19 protein-coding genes are annotated in these 16950 nt (G+C 41.7%); 8 read left to right on the top strand and 11 right to left on the bottom strand.

Annotated elements, in window-relative coordinates; translation table 11 throughout:
- Positions 1-38 precede the first annotated feature (38 nt).
- The 3 genes from MST16_RS02140 to leuC all read right to left on the bottom strand — a co-directional run bounded on the left by MST16_RS02140 (position 39) and on the right by leuC (position 2910).
- Positions 39-602, bottom strand: coding sequence for a hypothetical protein (locus tag MST16_RS02140; RefSeq protein WP_180010170.1), 564 nt, complete (start codon positions 600-602; stop codon positions 39-41).
- Between the two features lie 109 nt (positions 603-711).
- Positions 712-1362, bottom strand: coding sequence for a 3-isopropylmalate dehydratase small subunit (gene leuD / locus MST16_RS02135; RefSeq protein ID WP_078189721.1), 651 nt, complete (start codon positions 1360-1362; stop codon positions 712-714).
- A gap of 99 nt (positions 1363-1461) precedes the next feature.
- Positions 1462-2910: a 3-isopropylmalate dehydratase large subunit gene (leuC, locus tag MST16_RS02130; protein WP_180010169.1), complete on the bottom strand. Its 1449-nt coding sequence runs from the start codon at positions 2908-2910 to the stop codon at positions 1462-1464.
- A 357-nt stretch (positions 2911-3267) separates the two neighbouring features.
- Here leuC and MST16_RS02125 point away from each other — a divergent pair, with 357 nt between their 5' ends.
- The gene (locus tag MST16_RS02125) at positions 3268-3504 is read left to right on the top strand and encodes a DUF2061 domain-containing protein (protein WP_078189723.1); all 237 of its coding nucleotides are present in this window, start codon (positions 3268-3270) and stop codon (positions 3502-3504) included.
- 128 nt (positions 3505-3632) lie between these two features.
- Here MST16_RS02125 and MST16_RS02120 read toward each other — a convergent pair whose 3' ends face one another.
- Positions 3633-3842: a hypothetical protein gene (locus tag MST16_RS02120; RefSeq protein WP_180024477.1), complete on the bottom strand. Its 210-nt coding sequence runs from the start codon at positions 3840-3842 to the stop codon at positions 3633-3635.
- A 467-nt stretch (positions 3843-4309) separates the two neighbouring features.
- Between MST16_RS02120 and MST16_RS02115 the strand changes: the two genes are divergently transcribed.
- A complete protein-coding gene (locus MST16_RS02115; RefSeq protein WP_078189725.1) occupies positions 4310-5173 on the top strand; it encodes a LysR family transcriptional regulator in 864 nt (287 codons plus the stop codon).
- Positions 5174-5370: 197 nt separating this feature from the next.
- On the opposite strand, the gene MST16_RS02110 is transcribed toward MST16_RS02115, so the two are convergent.
- The 3 genes from MST16_RS02110 to MST16_RS02100 all read right to left on the bottom strand — a co-directional run bounded on the left by MST16_RS02110 (position 5371) and on the right by MST16_RS02100 (position 6933).
- Positions 5371-5613, bottom strand: coding sequence for a DUF2789 family protein (locus MST16_RS02110; RefSeq protein ID WP_078189726.1), 243 nt, complete (start codon positions 5611-5613; stop codon positions 5371-5373).
- Positions 5614-5709: 96 nt separating this feature from the next.
- Positions 5710-6183 (bottom strand): DUF2628 domain-containing protein, encoded by a 474-nt coding sequence (locus tag MST16_RS02105; protein WP_168377917.1) that lies wholly within the window; start codon positions 6181-6183, stop codon positions 5710-5712.
- A 93-nt stretch (positions 6184-6276) separates the two neighbouring features.
- Positions 6277-6933 (bottom strand): HAD family phosphatase, encoded by a 657-nt coding sequence (locus tag MST16_RS02100; RefSeq protein WP_078189728.1) that lies wholly within the window; start codon positions 6931-6933, stop codon positions 6277-6279.
- 181 nt (positions 6934-7114) lie between these two features.
- On the opposite strand from MST16_RS02100, the gene MST16_RS02095 reads away from it, so the two are divergent.
- From MST16_RS02095 to MST16_RS02080, 4 genes are all read left to right on the top strand, one after another.
- Positions 7115-7594: an RNA pyrophosphohydrolase gene (locus MST16_RS02095; protein ID WP_180010168.1), complete on the top strand. Its 480-nt coding sequence runs from the start codon at positions 7115-7117 to the stop codon at positions 7592-7594.
- 77 nt (positions 7595-7671) lie between these two features.
- Positions 7672-9969 (top strand): phosphoenolpyruvate--protein phosphotransferase, encoded by a 2298-nt coding sequence (ptsP, locus tag MST16_RS02090; protein WP_180005299.1) that lies wholly within the window; start codon positions 7672-7674, stop codon positions 9967-9969.
- Positions 9970-10048: 79 nt separating this feature from the next.
- A complete protein-coding gene (locus tag MST16_RS02085; protein ID WP_180010163.1) occupies positions 10049-10477 on the top strand; it encodes a hypothetical protein in 429 nt (142 codons plus the stop codon).
- Between the two features lie 67 nt (positions 10478-10544).
- Entirely contained in the window at positions 10545-10706 is a 162-nt protein-coding gene (locus MST16_RS02080; RefSeq protein ID WP_180010167.1) for a hypothetical protein, read from the top strand.
- Positions 10707-10728: 22 nt separating this feature from the next.
- Here MST16_RS02080 and MST16_RS02075 read toward each other — a convergent pair whose 3' ends face one another.
- Positions 10729-10929: a hypothetical protein gene (locus MST16_RS02075; protein ID WP_067764150.1), complete on the bottom strand. Its 201-nt coding sequence runs from the start codon at positions 10927-10929 to the stop codon at positions 10729-10731.
- Positions 10930-11124: 195 nt separating this feature from the next.
- Complete coding sequence (locus MST16_RS02070) at positions 11125-12786, bottom strand: acyl-CoA dehydrogenase family protein (protein ID WP_180010166.1); 1662 nt, start codon at positions 12784-12786, stop codon at positions 11125-11127.
- Positions 12787-12877: 91 nt separating this feature from the next.
- Between MST16_RS02070 and MST16_RS02065 the strand changes: the two genes are divergently transcribed.
- Positions 12878-13486, top strand: coding sequence for a TetR/AcrR family transcriptional regulator (locus tag MST16_RS02065; RefSeq protein ID WP_180002945.1), 609 nt, complete (start codon positions 12878-12880; stop codon positions 13484-13486).
- A 204-nt stretch (positions 13487-13690) separates the two neighbouring features.
- On the opposite strand, the gene MST16_RS02060 is transcribed toward MST16_RS02065, so the two are convergent.
- Together MST16_RS02060 and MST16_RS02055 are read right to left on the bottom strand one after the other, a co-directional pair.
- Entirely contained in the window at positions 13691-13816 is a 126-nt protein-coding gene (locus tag MST16_RS02060) for a hypothetical protein (protein WP_257223144.1), read from the bottom strand.
- A 265-nt stretch (positions 13817-14081) separates the two neighbouring features.
- Positions 14082-14237 (bottom strand): hypothetical protein, encoded by a 156-nt coding sequence (locus MST16_RS02055; protein WP_180010165.1) that lies wholly within the window; start codon positions 14235-14237, stop codon positions 14082-14084.
- Between the two features lie 1165 nt (positions 14238-15402).
- Here MST16_RS02055 and MST16_RS02050 point away from each other — a divergent pair.
- Entirely contained in the window at positions 15403-16923 is a 1521-nt protein-coding gene (locus tag MST16_RS02050) for a catalase (RefSeq protein WP_111884100.1), read from the top strand.
- Positions 16924-16950 lie beyond the last annotated feature (27 nt).

Raw genomic sequence — 16950 nt, 5'->3', positions numbered from 1 at the left:
TCTTTCCATTTATACGCTGGCTTGATTACCAGTCAGATTTAAAGTTTCTTTTCTACAAACTCACCAAGTCCTGTGAGGACATTGTAGGGTCGGCAGAAACGTCGAATTGTTTTTGCACCTTGCTTTAAGTCTACACAGAGCGGATCAGGCGCAGATTTATCCAGTAAACTGCCTCTGTTTTTTGAACGCTCTCGGTACATTTTAAAGGTGTACTCGTGTTTGGACCTAAAGTTGTGAATGACATGCAAGCGCTCTGCTTTTTCCTGAGAAATTGGATAATAGCGAATCACGACTTCATGCTGACCTGAAGGTACGGACAAATACAAAGGATTAGGCTCAGACAATGAACGACCATTCAACCGTACAATGCCTGCTTTAATCGCAGCACGTTCTACATGTTGATTATTTGGATCAACCACCTGTATTTGATCAAAACGCTCAAATTCACAATGCGCTGTACCTGCACAGTAAATCAGAGCATTATTTTTTGTACTTTCAGTTTCTTTCACATTTTTAATGCGTGCCGTGTCAAAGCTTTGACAGGCAGAGAGCGTTGCAAACAGCGCTCCCGTTACAACCAGCTGACCGAAGAACTTTTTCATTTTTCGAACCCAACCTGATAAATTCTGGCTAACGTATAAATTTTGTTTCGCCTGATATTAACAAGACTTAAGCCGACTGACTACTAAGAAGTTCTACAGTGACACTGACTTAAGCTTTAATTTCTGCAAATACCCAAGGGCGAGATGCTTTGGTTTTTTCTTCATAAGCGCGAATATCATCGGCTGCTTGTAAGGTTAAACCGATATCATCCAAGCCATTCAATAGGCAGTGTTTACGGAATGGATCGACTTCAAATGTAAATGCTTCACCACTCGGTGTACGTACTTCTTGCGCAGCCAAATCAATGGTTAATTGATAGCCTTCAGATGCAGCACATTCTTTAAATAACTGATCTACGATCTCTTCAGACAAGATCACTGGCAACATGCCATTTTTAAAGCTGTTATTAAAGAAAATATCCGCATAGCTTGGTGCAATGACAGTACGGAAACCATATTCTTCTAATGCCCAAGGCGCATGCTCACGGCTCGAACCACAACCAAAGTTTGCACGAGAGATCAAAATCGACGCACCTTGATAACGCGGTTTGTTCAATTCGAAATCGGGGTTAATCGGACGTTTTGAAATGTCCTGACCTAAATAGCCTTCATCCAAATAGCGCAACTCATCAAATAAGTTGGCTCCGAAGCCTGTACGCTTAATAGATTTCAAAAACTGTTTTGGAATAATTAAATCTGTATCAACATTGGCACGGTCTAATGGTGCAACGATACCTTGTTCAACGGTATATTTTTTCATGTTTATTTCTCACTGAATCCGTGACCTCTCCCTAACCCTCTCCTAAAAGGAGAGGGAACTCCTTCTCCCTCAGGGAGAAGGTTGGGATGAGGGCTTAAACTAGAATGTACGCACATCCACAAAGTGACCAGCAATTGCTGCAGCTGCTGCCATTGCTGGACTCACCAAATGTGTACGACCACCATTACCTTGACGACCTTCGAAGTTACGGTTAGACGTCGATGCACAGTGCTCACCCGGTTGCAATTTGTCAGCATTCATTGCCAAGCACATTGAACAACCCGGCTCACGCCATTCAAAGCCTGCTTCGATTAAGATTTTATCTAAGCCTTCTGCTTCTGCTTGTGCTTTGACTAAACCTGAACCCGGTACCACCATGGCTTGTTTAATCGATGCCGCCACTTTTTTGCCTTTGGCCACTTCAGCCGCTGCACGAATATCTTCGATGCGTGAGTTGGTACATGAACCAATGAATACACGGTCTAATTGGATATCTGCCAAAGCTTGACCCGCTTCTAAGCCCATATAGTTGTATGCACGTGTCCAGTCATTACGCTGTACGTCATCTTTGGCTTGTTCTAAAGTTGGCACTGCTTGAGATACAGGAATCACCATCTCAGGAGAAGTCCCCCAAGACACTTGTGGCTCAATATCTTCACCTTGCAATACCACAACAGTATCAAAATGCGCACCTTCATCAGACACTAAAGTATTCCAATACTCTACTGCAGCGTCCCACTGTTCGCCCTTCGGTGCATACGGACGGTCTTTCACATAGGCAATGGTTTTGTCATCGACAGCCACCATACCCACGCGCGCGCCACCTTCGATCGCCATGTTACATACCGTCATACGACCTTCGATCGACATATCACGGAACACTTGACCACCAAATTCAATCGCGTGACCTGTACCACCCGCCGTACCGATTTTTCCGATAATCGCTAAAACCACGTCTTTAGGAGTTACGCCTTGACCCAATTGACCATCAACACGCACCAACATATTCTTCATTTTCTTTTGAACTAAGCATTGAGTCGCCAATACGTGTTCAACTTCCGATGTGCCGATACCATGAGCCAAGCAACCAAATGCACCATGCGTTGCAGTATGTGAGTCACCACATACCACGGTCATACCGGGCAAGGTTAAACCTTGTTCAGGCCCCACCACGTGCGCAATACCTTGACGTACATCGTTGATGTCAAACTGGGCAACATCAAAAGTTTTACAGTTGTCATCTAAAGTTTGCACTTGGATACGTGAGGTATCATCTTCAATACCTGCAATACCTTCAGCACGCTCCTTAGTAGACGTAGGTACGTTATGGTCTGGCGTTGCAACATTAGCGCTTAAACGCCACGGTTTACGACCTGCAAGTTGTAGCCCTTCAAAGGCTTGTGGAGAAGTCACTTCATGCAATAAATGACGGTCGATATACAATAATGAAGAGCCATCATCTCGCTGTTTTACTAGATGGTCATCCCACAATTTGTCATACAAGGTTTTTTTTATTTGGGTTTCCGCTTTTTGGGTTTCGCCTGCCATGTCGATTTGCTCCACTGGACTGGGTAAATTCTTTCGTTAAATCGATTATAACCACGTATTCACATAAATCTAATTTATCATTTTTATTAGTTTAAAAACTTATAGGAATGATATTTAACTGCTGATTTCCGCTACATTTTAAAGACCATTAATGCGTTTAAAACACGCTCACTTCAATACTTTCAGCAGATGAAACTTTAGAATTCTCTCCGACTTTTTTGTTCACTGTCTGCCATTTTTAAGCAGTAATTTAAAAATTCAATGATCATAAATCGAATTTTCTCTTTTACATTGCAAATAAGAATCATTATTATTAACTCATTACCAAGATTTATCAATTTAACAAGGAGCATTCTCATGGCACACATTAACAAGTTCGTCGAAAATAATCAGCGCATGTTCAAAAAAACCTTGAGCTATTACATCATGCATATCACGGTTGCGATGTTGGTTGGTTATTACGTGACAGGCAGTATTGCAATGGCCATTACCTTAAGTTTACTTGAACCAACTGTTCAAGCGGTTGCTTTTTTCTTCCACGAAAAAGCATGGGAAAAGAAAGATAAAGCAGCAGAGGAAAATATCCCCGCTTAATCCAACCCTGCTCCTTGTAAAAAAACCACCATCACGGTGGTTTTTTTATGACCTTTAAACGTTCTTTTATTCTATCCACTTTAACTTTCTATTCATTTCATCCTATAGATTCAATTGTAGACAGAACATCAAAGCTTGGTTTTTTGCTGTAAGGCCAGCTGATCATGCGCCTCAACCAATTGTTCTATCGCAAGAATTAGTTTGTTTTTTGCCGCATTACACTCGGCAGCTGCACGGTTTTCGTCGTCTTCATCATCTGCGATTTCATATATCGCACAGCGCTTTTCGACTGTCCCTTCAAAAATATCCAATAAATTTTTAATGTGTTTAATATCCATCGCCTTCTCCCTGTGAGGTACAACATTGCTAATCGATGCCGCCTTGACTGTACCTGTTGCTTTAATTATTCAATGAAAGTATGTCCCCCAAGCCATCAAAACTTGAGTTCATTTTTTGTTTTAGTTCAATGCCGAGTTAAAAAGAAACGCCATCGCTCCTCTTTAATTTAAACGGTTGACGTACTTTCCAGCCGTGTATTTTTTATATTATGCATAACTCTGGTTTCGGTTTAAAAAACAACTTTGTAACAACGCATTTGAGCTGAAAATGTCACAGCCCAATCTTAAATCATGCAGTGACCAAGTACTCAAATAACACTATTGAACCCTGAAAATCCCCTCAGATTTAAAGCGTCATCTGGCTTGAACGCCTAGTTTTAAATCAAAAGATACAACTTTTCCTTTGATTTATTCTTAAAATATTATAACAATGAGACTACGCATAAAAATTCTTTATAGGAATGAAGATGAATCTCGCAGCCTTTGAAGCCTTTGTAAAAGTCATGGAAACTGGTTCGATCTCCTTGGCAGCAGATCAGCTCTTCATTACGCAACCTGCTGTGACCAAGCGTATTCACAGTTTAGAAGAATACTTCGGTGTCAAACTTTTTGAATCCGCGGGTCGTGGTGTTCAAGCGACGCATGCAGCAAACTCTCTCTTGCCAAAAGTAAAAAGCTGGCTGAATGAATTGGGTGATATTCACCATACGCTCAGCCATGAGCAAGGTCAGGTTCAAGGTAAACTGAAAATTGGCACCAGCCATCATATCGGCTTACACCATTTACCGGCGCATTTGCGTCAATATGTACAACAGTTTCCAGAAGTGACCTTAGATGTACACTTTGTTGATTCTGAACAAGCCCATGAGCAAGTTTTGGCTGGCGACTTAGAGTTGGCATTTTTGACTTTACCACCACAAGGTGACAGCCGTTTAAAATACATCACGACATGGAATGATCCACTGGTATTCGTGGTTGCACCTTTCCATCCTTTGGCGCAAGTTGAGCATTTAACCTTAGAAGATTTGATCCAATACCCAAGTCTATTGCCTGCGGCGCAAACCTATACCAGTCAAATTACCTTGGCTGAGTTTGAAAAGTATGGCCTGAAGCCAAAAGTCACCATGAGCAATAACTCACTTGAGTCGATTCGCATGTTGGTTTCCATTGGTCTCGGTTGGTCAGTCCTTCCTAAAACATTATTGAACCAAGATTTAAAACAATTGAATTTACCTTCAAACATGAATCGTCAATTGGGGATGGTATGGCATCCAGGCCGTACTCAATCACTTGCTGCACAAAAACTGGTTGAATTGATGAAACACATCTAATTCATTTTTTGCCTACAAAATTCAATTATTAATCAAGCCACCGCTATGGTGGCTTTTTTTAGTGATCTGTTTGAGCATTTAGAAAAAGCGAATGATTTTCTATATGTTGAATGGTCGCTTAAATTTATTTTGCATTAAAAATGGGATCGCCTATTTCAGCCGATCCCATTAAAAAAACCAAGGAAGACCCGTCAGTTTTACTTCGTCAACGAATCTTCATGTAATGATTCATTCAATTGATCGACAATAATCGCCCATTCACCATCTGACTTAATTTTTTCGGCCAAGAACTGACGCTGAGCATCTGTCCAATAGTCTGCTTCGGTAATTTTAGTTTGGGCACTGAGTTGATGCGTCACGATAAATAAAGCAATCGCGTCTTCACTCGAATCTAAACCCAGTTGTTCAAATAGATGAGTCATGCGTGGACGTACACTCATTGTCATTCTCCGTGTTAAAACTTATTGTTTATGGATACAAAATTATTCTGTTTTAAGGATATAATACGGAACGGACACGCACTCAATTACAGAATTCTACAGCGGTGAAAATTGAATAAAAGGCAAACTGAGCATAATCATCACTACCGATTGAATAAATACCAACAACAAAGGCAGCCCCCAGTTCACTCCGCCTTCTTCAGCAAACACCTGCTCACTATATTTCGGCTGCTGCATATAGGCTTTGGTCTTTTGCACCGCAAAATCGCTATAAAGCCGCTTTCCGATGCCAGCGAGTATGAGGTTAGGAATCAATGCTAGCCCCATCAAGACTTGATCAGGCACTCCGATGATGAGTGCCAACATACTAATCAAAAAACCAACCGCAAAGAATAAGAAGAAATAGCGATACATCTTCCGATAGAGTAACCAATAGGGCCCAAAAATTAACCCCGCCCAACTCAGGCCACTGTTCTGCCCACCTTGTTGTTCTATGAACTTTAAATAAGATTGAGCACGTGGCCCTATAAAGATTTGAATTAAATGTTTAAAAGAAGCTTCTGTCTGCATATAGAGCGATAGTTCAAATTAGTGAGCTGAAGTTTAATCAAAAGGACGTCAAATAAAAAAGCATCTAATGATGCTTTTTTATCATATCTATTTTTAGGCTTGAATTGACCAGTCTTGAATGTCCCAACCTTGTTCTTTTGCAAGGACTTCTAAACGGTCATCTGGGTTAATTGCAAAGGCATGATCGGCATATTCCAATAGGAAGCGGTCATTAATCGAATCTGAATAGGCCCAAGATTCTGTCACATCACGACCTTCTAACCATTGATTCAAACGAACTAATTTGCCCTTTTGGTAGCACGGAGTATTAATCACTTTACCCGTATATTTACCATCCACAACTTCGGCATTGGTCGCAATGATTTCAGTAATACCAAATTCACGAAAAATCGGTGCGGTAATAAAATCAGACGTTGCGGTGATCCCGACCAATTGATGCCCTGCATCTTGATGGCGCTGAATGGCAGCAAAGCCCTCTGGACGCATTTGCGCACGAATGACTTTTTTCATAAACAACTGATGTAACTCAGTTAAGTAGGCATTGTCATGTTGAGTTAAAAACTCAAATACAAATTCATTATAAGCAATCGGGTCAAGCTGGCCTTTTTTATAATCATCATAAAATTTATCATTCATGGCACGATGATGAATTGGATCAACCAAGCCTTCATTGACCAAAAACTCCCCCCAAGAATGGTCTGAGTCGGTATTTAATAAGGTGTGATCAAGGTCAAACAGTGCCAATTTCATGAAAATACTCGTAAAAGCTGAAATTTAAGAAAAAAATTGTAAATCTATCTCCGCTAGTCGATAGAAATTCGTTAAGATCATAACAATTTTAACATTTTTACACTTTGCTTTTTCGAGATGGACACAGAAATAAACGTCCCCGTGAGCAAAGTCATAAATTACACAATATTTAGGTAGCCAAATGATCGATTCAGAAGGTTTCCGACCCAACGTCGGGATCATTTTGGCAAACGACATTGGACAAGTTTTATGGGCAAAGCGCATTGGTCACAATGCCTGGCAATTTCCACAAGGAGGTATCCAACATGGAGAAACCCCCGAACAGGCACTTTACCGTGAGCTGAGAGAAGAAGTTGGCTTACTGCCCCAACACGTCCAGGTGATAGCACAAACCCAAGGGTGGTTGCGCTATCGTTTGCCACATCGGTATATACGTACGGATTCAGACCCCGTTTGTATTGGTCAAAAACAAAAGTGGTTTTTATTAAAACTGACGGCTTCGGCACAGCATATTCAGCTGGATTTGTCAGACCCACCAGAGTTTGATCAATGGCAATGGGTCAGCTATTGGTACCCTTTGGGTCAAGTGGTGAATTTTAAACGCGATGTATATCGTAAAGCCATGGTGGAGCTGTGCAATCAGCTTCCGCAAAAACCGTAAAAATTTGCAGAATGGATGCAGATTTTTAGGATGAGTGTTGTTATAAATAAAGCAGAATAAATTTTGGAGCAGACACGATGTCGAACATGCAACTGGATACCTTAAGACGCATAGTCCAAGAGATTAATGCGTCGGCCAGTTTGCATGAATCTTTAGACATTATGGTCAATCAAGTGGCCGAAGCCATGCATGTGGATGTCTGCTCAATCTACTTGCTTGATGAACGAAATCATCGTTATTTACTAATGGCTTCTAAGGGTTTAAACCCTGAAGCCGTTGGGCATGTCTCTTTGCATACCAGTGAGGGTTTGGTCGGCTTAGTTGGACAACGTGAAGAAATCGTCAACTTAGACAATGCACCCAAACACGAACGCTTTATGTATCTGCCAGAAACGGGGGAAGAAATTTACAATTCCTTCCTCGGTGTTCCGGTGATGTATCGCCGTAAAGTTATGGGCGTCTTGGTGGTTCAAAACAAAGAGCCTCAAGACTTTAGCGAAGCTGCCGAATCTTTCCTCGTGACCCTGTGCGCTCAACTTTCAGGGGTGATTGCCCATGCACATGCCGTCGGGAATATTGAAGTCTTTCGTAAACCAAACAACCTCCCTGCCTATAAAACTTTCCAAGGTATTTCAGGTTCAGGCGGTATTGCGCTAGGTCGTGCAGTCATCCTGTATCCACCTGCTGATTTGGCTTCAGTCCCCGATCGTGAAGCCGATGACATCAGTGAAGAACTCGAATTACTCGACAATGCCATAGACGCAGTTCGTCAAGAAATTTTGTCTCTCGATGAAAAGATGCAAGATGCCCTCATGGCCGAAGAGCGGGCATTATTTAGCGTGTTCTTGCGGATGCTCGATGCCAATGCCCTCCCCGCGGAAATCAAAAGTGAAATTCGTGACGGTAACTGGGCACAAGGTTCGGTACGCATTGTTATTGATAAACATATTGCGCTCTTTGCACAGATGGAAGATGACTATCTCCGCGAACGTGTTTCAGACTTAAAAGATCTAGGGCGTCGTATCTTGGCCTTTTTGCAAGAAGCAGATGCCAGTCACCGTGAAATCACCGATGAAAGCATTTTAATTGGTGAGGAAATTTCTACGGCTGCCTTGGTTGAACTCCCTGTCGATAAAATAGCGGCGATTGTAACCACTGAAGGTGCCATGAACTCACACATGGTGATTGTGGCACGTGCCCTCGGTATTCCAACCGTAGTCGGTGTGACTGAACTACCAATTAATACCCTCGATGATGTCGAAATGATTGTCGATGCACATCAAGGTCGTGTATTCATCAATCCACCTCGTCGTTTACGCACACGTTATAAAGAGATTCAAAAAGAAGAAGAGCAAATTGCTAAAGATCTGAAGCAATACGAAACCAAAGATGCCATCACCCCTGACGGTGTTGCAGTTCGATTGTTTGTAAATACTGGCTTGATGATCGATGTGGTTCGCGGTGTACAACGTGGCGCCAAAGGTGTCGGTCTATACCGTTCTGAAATTCCGTTTATGCTGCGTGATCGCTTCCCTGGTGAAGAAGAACAGCGCGCTATTTATCGTCAACAGCTCAGTCATTTTGCCAATAAACCCGTAGTGATGCGTACCCTCGATATTGGTGCAGATAAAGACCTGCCTTATTTCTCGATTGAAGAAGAAAACTCAGCACTGGGTTGGCGTGGAATTCGCTTTACCCTCGATCATCCTGAGATTTTTTCAGCCCAAATTCGTGCCATGCTCAAAGCCAGTATTGGCCTGAACAACTTGCATATATTGCTGCCGATGGTGACCAGTGTCAGCGAAGTCGAAGAAGCGTTGTATTTGCTCGATCGTGACTGGCAAGCGGTGCAAGAAGAAGAACAGGTGAAGATTACCAAGCCAAAAATCGGCATCATGGTCGAAGTGCCGAGTGTGCTGTTACAGATCGATGAGTTTGCTGAATTGGTTGACTTCTTCTCAGTGGGATCAAACGATTTAACCCAATATTTACTTGCGGTTGACCGTAATAACCCACGTGTTGCCAATGTCTATTCACACTCACACCCAGCCGTACTTCGTGCGCTGACTCGCTTGGTGCAAGAATGTCATAAATACGACAAGCCGATTAGTATTTGTGGAGAAATGGCCGGTGATCCACTCACAGCTATTTTACTGATGGCGATGGGCTTTAACACCCTATCGATGAGTTCGAGTAACATTCTCAAAGTCCGTAAAGCCATCTGCCATGTGCCGATGCCAGATGCAAAAGAGCTCTTGGATCGTGCTTTGAGCATGAATAATCCACTGATGGTGAAAAGCATGATGGAGTACTACTTCAAGACTCATGGTCTTGGTGATATGGTGAAATCGGCAACCCGAATCGTGAGTGCTTAAGAACACTCATGTAAAATAATAAAATGAGGTGATGATGGATTTTTTATTTTTTCTGGCTTTTGTCGCAATTGCCTTTTATATGACAAAGATCCATCCACAACTCAAACAAAAAATGTTAGAGCTGCAACACGACACACCGATTGAAAAAGCATCCTCAACTCGACCTAGACCGTCCCAAGCACAACAAGTCAATACACGCCCAACCAAGCCAACAAAATCCAAAGCTCCGGTCAGCCGCTCTCGTATTCCCCCCTTACTCGGTATAGAAATTACTGCTTCACAGCAGCGCCGCTTAGGGAAAAATGATCCATCGGTACTGGCTGCACAGCGCGTCAAACAGCTAAATCACATGCAACATACTGACTCCACTTGGTTTGAGCAATTGACCAGTCAGGTGGAACACGTACTTCAGCAACCTAATAACGCCGTAAAACATCAAAGCACAGCGTCTAGACCACAACAAAAATCCACATTCAACAAAATGTTTGAAGACTTATTTTCAAAATAAGCGGTGTTTTAATGTTCAATATTTCAACTCAAAACCAATGCTTTAAATCCTGCATGGAACCATCTGAATGAACGTTGGTATCTTATTATTCAACGAAGTTGAAGTCTTAGATGCTGCGGGGATTTCTTCGGGGATCCATGCATCGCTTTATATTGTGGCCAAATTGCATGGCTTAGAGATTGCGAAGCAAACAGCAAAACGTATGGAATATGATGTGGAATTTGTTTAAGCAGATGTTGAAGCCGAATCATTTAGTAGACTAAAAACTGAGAAAATACACTGAAATAAAAAGGGAGATAATCATTCGAATATCCCCCTTTTTTGTGCTTTGCATAGCCGCGTTTTGCATTTTTCTTTCGATCTACAAAAGTTTGGCTTTTGTTAAAATCGTTCATGTGTTTTGCCACAAAGTTGCGAACTTCAACTTCAGGCAGGACTTTTTTCTTTGCCATTTGCATTCACCTTTTTGCCTATACAGCACCCTCGTGCTGTAGTGCATATATTGGTCTATTTTTAGATTTTTTCAAGCACTTTCCTATGGCTTTTTGATACAGCGTAGTTAGCCCCAAGGCCATAAAAAAATTGCTTTGCCACATTATTTCCCTCTCCCTAACCCTCTCCCATTGAGAGAGGGAAATACGTTGTATTTAGCTAGCAAAAGCCCGTTCTAATACTCGCTCTACATCGACCTTTTTAGCATCCAGCATGCCCACCACTTGCCCGTGTTTTGCGCTATAACGGCTTTGAATAAAACCATTTGCTACATAATCAGGCGCATAGCGTTTCAATAACACCGCTTGTGCAAGTACCGTTAAACGACTGACCAAACTGCGCCCCATAAATTGTAAATCTTCAGGCGATTGATGGAACAACCTGAACAAGTCCTGCAATTCTGTTTGCAAGCTTTCATCTGTACTTGCTGTACTGGCCAAATCTTTAAACAGCACCTCAATAGATTCAGGATCACGCCCAATCGCGCGCAGCACATCTAGGCACATAACATTGCCTGAACCTTCCCAAATGGTATTCACAGGTGCTTCTTTAAAAATGCGCGCCATGATGCCGTTATCGACATAGCCATTACCACCAAAGACTTCCATCATCTCACCAGTTAGTTCGACTGCACGTTTACAAATCCAAAACTTAGCTGCTGGGGTCATGATGCGTTTCCATGCCACAGACAAAGTATCATCCGATTCATAGCACTGCGCCAAATGGAAACTGAGCTGCGTCGCTGCTTCACTTTCTAAAGCCAAATCTGCCAAGACTGCACGCATAAGCGGTTGATCAATCAAATGTTTACCAAAAGCCTGACGCTGACGGGTATAGGCAATGCATTGCACCAAAGCTTGACGCAGCATGGCGCTCGAACCGACCGAACAGGTCAGACGGGTGTAATTCGCCATTTCAATAATGGTTGGAATGCCACGCCCTGCCTCACCAATCATAATGCCCCACGCATTTTTGAATTCGACTTCCGAGCTTGAATTACTGCGGTTACCGACTTTTTCTTTTAGGCGTTGCACCTGAATATTATTCTTCGTGCCATCTTCCAACCAACGCGGTACAAAGAAACACGCCAAGCCATCTTGTTCGGTTTTTGCCACCACCAAATGCGCATCACACATCGGCGCAGAGAAAAACCATTTATGCCCTGTGAGCAAATAAGCCTTGCCTCGTCCTGTTTCTGCTATAGGCACGGCAATGGTTTCATTGGCGCGTACATCCGAACCGCCCTGCTTTTCGGTCATGCCCATACCGAGCCAAATCGACTTTTTCTTCGCGATGGGTACATCACGTTCATCATATTCCGTCGATAATAGTTTCTCGCCAATTTTCGCCCATAGTTCAGGTTCACGTTGAATTAAGGGAATACTGCCCAGCGTCATGGAGTTCGGACATAAATTGCCACACTCGACCTGACCTGCGAGATAAAAACGTGCTGCCCATTCCACCCATTTAGTCTTGGAGTTAGGCTGATTAAAAGGATGCGCATGGGTATCAAACTGACGGTTGAGTCCCATCCATTTATGCCATGAAGGATGAAATTCGATAAAGTCAGTACGGCGACCACGAGCATCGAAGGCATGTAAAATTGGGGTATGTTTGTTGGCTAAAGCCCCATGCTGAAAGTATTCACTCGAACCTGCGACTTTGCCCATTTCGCATAAGATCGGCTGATCGTGGCTGCCATAGCGCTTTAAGATTTCATGTAAAACCGTATCACTTGAAAATAGATTGTAGTTTTCCAGTTCATCAAATTGGTTGCTGATTTGATGCGTCATCCATGTCTGTTCTAATGTATTCATCGTCTATATTTTCCGCTTGTTCTTGTTGGCTTTTCATTTCAGTATAGAGAAAATTTAAAGCATAGACGTTCGGTTTTCCGCGCTTAAAAATATGAAGCATTCAGCCATTCAAATACGGCGTAAGCCACGTCAATCACGTGCCAAACTGACGCAAGAAGCCTTACAGGACAGTTTTGTTCGGCTTTTGCATGAGCGTCCTGCCAGCCAAATTACCATTCGGGAAATTACCGACCTTGCAGGCGTGGGCTTGGGAACGTTCTATGAATATTTTTCTAAAAAGGAAGATTTGATTGCGCTAACCATTCATTTACATGTGAAACACAATGCGGAAAGCTTAAAAAGTTATGCACATAGCTTGATCAAGTTATCCACAGATTTGAAGTTTCAGACTTATTTAGAGCGAATTATTCATTTTCAAATTGAGCAAATTCAAGCACAGCAGTTTTTATGGTCACAGGTGTTTTTGTTAGAACGGCAGATTTCAGATATTGAAAGTTACCGTAAGAGTTATGCCATGATGGTGCAAATGTGGCGCAGTATGCTTGAGCCATTTATACAGGATGATGAACAGCTCAAACAGATGGCTTTAAATATGCAGCGGGTGTGTTATGGCTTTGTGTCGCAAACTTTATTGATTGAGCCTGATTTTGGGGAGTGGGATGAATTAAAGCGAGATATAATTCATATGTTGCGCGATTAGACTTCGCGGACAAGTCTAATGATGTTTCAAATGCATCGGTGAATAAAATAAAGTCATGTTATTTACAAAAAATCGGCTCTTAAACCAGTTATTTTAGATATTTAGGAAATTCATTTTTACGGTAGAAGAAAATCATTCATCACTTGTTTCATCCGTCAATAAAAGTGCTTTAGAAGTTAAGCTTTTATTGCCAGCTTACTTGTCTCATTTATACGCCTTTGCAATGCTGGCCAGTTGTAAGCTCTTTAAAAATTCAGCCGTATATTTTGGACTATGGCCTAATGCACCACGATGATAGCCATTTGGGATCGCCTGATAGACTACTGGCAATTTTTATTTGCACACTTTTTGGTAATAACTTTGAGTACCAAGGTGATCGACAAATGGTCTGCGGCGCCTTAAACAAACATCAGTGTTACGGTTAGGGTCATATATTCAATCGACTGCCGTTTTAAATAGCTTGGGGATGGCCTTAAGTCTGAATTTTTTAAAAGATTGGCTGAGGTGCTTATTTTAACTAATTTTTTTATTTCTGATAAACAACGTTTACGGGCCTGATTTAGTAAAGACTGCATATCTGGACTAACCTGTTGATCTACATTGATCGATCTGCTTCGGCTGCTCCCAACAACAGGATTGGGAAAAATGCCGCTACGTTGGTATCTGGATTTGGATTGGTTTCTACGTATTCAGCAATACATTCATATTGATAACCACCCGGTGCCAAGGGTATTGCAGCTTTAAGATTCAATTCAAGCGCATCTTTTTGTCCCTGAGCTGCAACCGCAATAGCAGCTGCACCACCTTGACTATGCCCCCATCACCATCCAGTCTTTATTAAATTGCTTCGGCTTCCAAGAATGCAGTGCATGTACAGAATCCACCAAATTATAAACTTAACTGCCTACATTCATATAAGGGTGCTGTTTTGGCTTACCTAGTCCTTGATAATCTGTTGTAACCACTACATAGCCATGCCTCAAACAACTGTCGATTGCACCATCTATGACTAGTTGCAAACTATACACAGGCCCATTGTATAATCACTTGAAGGAGCACTTGTATCAGCCACACAGTCGTGCCATGTGCTCATGCCAATACGGTCCAGCCTTGTTTAAGTGCTTATCCTTTTGGCAGTAAAATATATCCCGAGGTCAAAATGGGTTCGCCATTAACCCCCTCAACTACGATATGCGATCACGTAAGGTTGCCTAGTATGTTGATATGATATAAGAATCGATTCACGCTGGAGTGACAACACCTGACCTGACAACAATAAAGATAGCTGTAACAACTAGCATCACCCCATAAAGAATTTATTTACAATTTTCTAAAACAACTTAGACCACTTGCCAATATTTCTTCAGCTGTATTTTTAGCTTATTTTAAGTATTAAATAATGTCTTTAATGTTGAAAATCTCTGCAATATTAACAACATAAAATGTCTTTCATTAACTAGAATCAGCTAAAAAACCTATATTAAGGCCAAAATCCATAATAGAAATATGGATTTAGATATTTCGTCCTATTCTACCTATCATAGCGATATATTTGAGTTTAATTCATCGATAAAATATTAAAACAAAATATATAAATAAATAATATAAATTCAATAACTTGATTCATCGAATTAACCATTTATTCAAAACTATTTTTCCATTTGTCAAAAACCACAGAAAGCTTTAGAGTCAATAAGTATATAAAGATTTTTAAGCTTTTAACGGCTACAGTTTTATGACTTCTCTTCGATTGATTGCTGCTTGAAAAATTTTAGAATGAGAGAAAAACTGTTGTCACATTGTCACTTTAAAATGAATTAACAAAACGGTTAAGGTCATGTGCTGTTGAGCGTGTTATCAATTGAAAGGTTATAACTCCCAACTTTAATACATGATTATAATAATGGAGATACTCAATGAGCGACGACGTTAAAAAATGTCCTGTCACCCACCTAACAACTGATGCTGGTGCTCCTGTTGTAGATAATCAGAACAGTATGACGGCAGGTGCACGTGGTCCTTTACTTGCCCAAGACCTATGGCTTAATGAAAAACTCGGTAATTTCGTTCGTGAAGTAATTCCAGAGCGTCGTATGCATGCCAAAGGTTCTGGTGCTTTCGGTACGTTTACCGTGACTAACGATATTACCCAATATACCCGCGCTAAAATTTTCTCAGAAGTTGGTAAAAAAACTGAACTTTTTGCTCGTTTCTCTACCGTAGCGGGTGAGCGTGGTGCTGCAGATGCAGAACGCGATATTCGTGGTTTTGCCCTTAAATTCTATACTGAAGAAGGTAACTGGGATTTAGTTGGTAATAACACCCCTGTCTTCTTCCTACGTGATGCTCGTAAATTCCCTGACTTAAATAAAGCAGTGAAACGCGATCCTAAAACCAATAAGCGTAGTGCAACTAATAACTGGGATTTCTGGACTTTACTTCCTGAAGCTCTACACCAAGTTACTATTGTGATGTCTGACCGCGGTATTCCAGATGGTTACCGTCATATGCATGGTTTTGGTAGCCATACTTTCAGTTTTATTAATGCCAATAATGAACGCTTCTGGGTTAAATTCCACATGCGCACTCAACAAGGCATTAAAAACTTAACCGATGCTGAAGCTGAAGCGATTATTGCCAAAGACCGTGAAAGCTCACAAACCGATCTGTTCAATGCAATTGAACGCGGCGATTTTCCAAAATGGAAAATGTACGTTCAAATTATGCCTGAACTTGATGCAGAAAAAGTACCTTATCACCCATTTGATTTAACCAAAGTATGGCCTAAAGGCGACTATCCGTTGATTGAAGTGGGTGAATTCGAACTCAACCGTAATCCTGAAAACTATTTCCAAGATGTTGAACAAGCCGCTTTTGCACCAAGTAACTTGGTGCCGGGCATTAGCTTCTCACCTGACCGTATGCTGCAAGCGCGTTTATTCAACTATGCTGATGCTGCACGTTATCGCGTGGGTGTAAACCATTACCAAATTCCTGTAAATGCACCACGTTGCCCTGTTCACTCGAACCGTCGTGATGGTCAAGGCCGTATGGATGGTAACTATGGTGCAACACCGCATTATGAACCAAACAGCTTCAGCCAATGGCAAGAGCAACCACAATACAAAGAACCACCATTGAAAATTACTGGTGATGCTGACTTGTGGGATTATCGTGAAGATGACAGCGACTATTTCAGTCAACCACGTGCATTATTCAACTTAATGAATGATGAACAAAAACAAGCATTGTTTAATAACACTGCTGGCGCAATGGGCGATGCACTCGACTTCATCAAATATCGTCATATCCGTAACTGTTACGCATGTGATCCAGCTTATGGTGAAGGTGTTGCAAAAGCATTAGGCTTAACTGTAGCGGATGCGCAAGCTGCTCGTGCAACTGATCCAGCTCAAGGTAATCCAGGCTTGCTTTAAGTTTTATCTTTGAATAAAAAAACCACC

The sequence above is a fragment of the Acinetobacter sp. YH16040_T genome, assembly GCF_024605785.1.
GTDB classification, from domain to species: domain Bacteria; phylum Pseudomonadota; class Gammaproteobacteria; order Pseudomonadales; family Moraxellaceae; genus Acinetobacter; species Acinetobacter amyesii.
This window is presented reverse-complemented; position numbering and strand designations above follow the sequence as displayed.